3 protein-coding genes are annotated in these 2,610 nt (G+C 34.8%); all 3 read left to right on the top strand.

All coding sequences use genetic code 11. The annotated features are described in order from the left end of the window. The first annotated feature begins 161 nt into the window (after positions 1 to 161). Genes pckA through ACT8VG_RS09880 form a run of 3 tightly spaced genes read left to right on the top strand, consistent with a single transcriptional unit; the run spans position 162 to position 2,588 of the window. On the top strand, positions 162 to 1,754 hold the full coding sequence (pckA, locus tag ACT8VG_RS09890; protein ID WP_226793917.1) for a phosphoenolpyruvate carboxykinase (ATP): 1,593 nt from the start codon (positions 162 to 164) through the stop codon (positions 1,752 to 1,754). Between the two features lie 32 nt (positions 1,755 to 1,786). Next, the gene (locus ACT8VG_RS09885; RefSeq protein WP_217107261.1) at positions 1,787 to 2,422 is read left to right on the top strand and encodes a 3'-5' exonuclease; all 636 of its coding nucleotides are present in this window, start codon (positions 1,787 to 1,789) and stop codon (positions 2,420 to 2,422) included. A 16-nt stretch (positions 2,423 to 2,438) separates the two neighbouring features. Further along, entirely contained in the window at positions 2,439 to 2,588 is a 150-nt protein-coding gene (locus ACT8VG_RS09880; RefSeq protein ID WP_187011816.1) for a hypothetical protein, read from the top strand. The last annotated feature ends 22 nt before the right edge of the window (positions 2,589 to 2,610 follow it).

Below are 2,610 nucleotides of genomic sequence, written 5' to 3'. Positions count from 1 at the left end.
TAAACGGATGCATAAGCATCCTAGAAGCCTTGACTTCAAATACGGAGTATTAAGTCGAGGTAGTTCACGCAAAAGACAATAACTGTTAGGAAATAGAGTATGTTAAAATATTAATTTTATGCTATAATGTGTTATACAGACAAAATGAAAGGGGTTACTTTATGGAAAAGACACTCGAATATGCAGAAATTAAAAACTATACAGGTAAAGCACATTATAATTTATGTCCTGCTAAATTAGTAGAATACGCTTTAAAGCGTAAAGAAGGATTATTAACTGACCAGGGTGCGTTAGTTGTAAAAACAGGAAAATATACTGGTCGTTCACCACATGATAAATTTATTGTAGATACACCAGAGGTACATGAACAGATTGCCTGGGGTGATGTCAATGTAGCCATGAGTGTTGAACACTACAATGCATTAAAAGAAAAAGTACTTGAATATATGAGTGACAAGGAATTATTCGTCTTTAAAGGCTTTGCTGGAGCTGATAAGAAATATCGTCGTAAATTCACTGTCATCAATGAACTCGCATGTCAGAACCTATTTATCCATCAATTATTGATTAGGCCTACAAAAGAAGAATTAGATAATTTTGGTTTAACAGATTATACAATTCTCGTTGCACCAGGATTCCATTGTGTTTCTGAAGTGGATCATACTAACTCAGAAGCAGCTATCATCATTAACTTTACAGAACATACAGTTATTATTGTAGGTTCACAATATTCAGGAGAAATTAAGAAATCAGTATTCACAATCATGAACTATTGCATGCCTTTACAAGAAAATATTCTTCCTATGCATTGTTCAGCAAACATGGATCCAGATACTGGAGAAACAGCTATCTTCTTTGGATTATCTGGTACAGGTAAAACAACACTTTCTACAGACCCTAATAGAATGTTGATTGGTGATGATGAACATGGATGGAGTGAAGAAGGAATCTTCAACTTTGAAGGTGGATGTTATGCAAAGACAATTAACTTATCTCCTACAGGAGAACCTGATATCTATCGTGCCATCCGTTTTGGTTCAGAACTAGAAAATGTAGTTGTAGATGCAAAGACTAGACAGCCGGATTATGATGATGGTACACTTACAGAAAATACACGTGTCGGCTATCCTATTGAATATATTCAAAATGCCCAGATTCCAGGAGTAGGTGGAGTGCCTAAAGTTGTTATTTTCTTAACTGCAGATGCCTTTGGTGTATTACCACCAATCTCTAGACTTGATCATGATGCTGCAATGTATCAATTCGTTACTGGATTTACATCTAAAGTTGCAGGTACAGAAAGAGGCATCAGCGAACCACAGCCTACATTCTCTACATTATTTGGAGAACCATTCATGCCTCTAGATCCAGGTATCTATGCACAGCTACTTGGTTCACGTCTAGAAGCTTATGGTACTAAGGTTTATTTAGTGAACACTGGATGGAATGGTGGACCTTATGGTATTGGATCACGTATGAAATTATCATATACACGTGCTATGGTCACTGCAGCAGTCAATGGATCATTAGATAATGTCATCTATTATTATGATTCACGCTTTAATCTTCATGTCCCACAATCATGTCCTGGAGTCCCAGAATATGTATTAAACCCTAAGGATACATGGGCTAATAAGGAAGCATATGAAGATATGGCTAATGAACTTGCTATGATGTTTGAAGCAAACTTTAATACTAAGTATCCACATATGCCAGAAAATATTAGAAAAGCAGGACCACATCCTAAGAAATAAAAGCCACTTTATGTGGCTTTTTTGGAGGTTTTATGAGAGAAATAGGTAAGAGTAGAATAGAATATCCAGATACTTATATCGTGGTAGATATAGAAGCAACAGGATTAAATCCTGAAACAGAAAGACTTATAGAAGTTGCAGCTATTAAGTATGTCAACCATAAAGAAGTGGCACGCTTTAGTGAACTCATTAACCCTTTAAGAGATCAATTACCTTTAGACTTACTAGATAAGGATAAGACTATCTATATAAGTGATTTTATTGAGAATCTCACTGGCATTTCTAATCATATGTTACATGGTGCAAGAGGAGAAAAAGATGTTCTTAGAGAGTATATTAAGTTTATAGGGAATGATGTGATCATTGGTCATAATGTCCGCTTTGATATTCGTTTCATCTATGATGCACTTCTAAGAGATTATGGAGTCCTCTTTCAAAATGATTATATCGATACATTGAAGATTGCAAGAAAACTATTGCATGAAGATTTGAAACGCTATAGACTTAAGGATCTTGCAGATCATTATCATATTGATTATTCTCATGCACATCGTGCAGTGAATGATTGTGAAATCACGCATGATGTATATGAAATGATGATGGAAGATATCTTTGATAACTTTGGGACAATAGAGAATTATCGTAAGAAAAGAAAGAATAAGAAATAGAAAGGATGATCATAAGATGTTTGTTGAAGAAGATGAATTAGAAAGAAATAAACAACTATTAGACTTGCGTACAAGTGTATTGGAAGCTGAAGAAGAAAGATTAAAAGGAAAACCTACAATGAGTATTTCTGAAGCTAGAAAGGCACTTGATAAGAGAAGGGATTAAATTATCCTTTGCAGTATCGTAT

It is taken from the genome of Catenibacterium sp., assembly GCF_052354645.1.
GTDB classification, from domain to species: domain Bacteria; phylum Bacillota_I; class Bacilli_A; order Erysipelotrichales; family Coprobacillaceae; genus Catenibacterium; species Catenibacterium mitsuoka_A.
The sequence above is the reverse complement of the archived record's forward strand: the minus strand, read 5'-3'. Positions and strand labels throughout refer to the sequence as shown.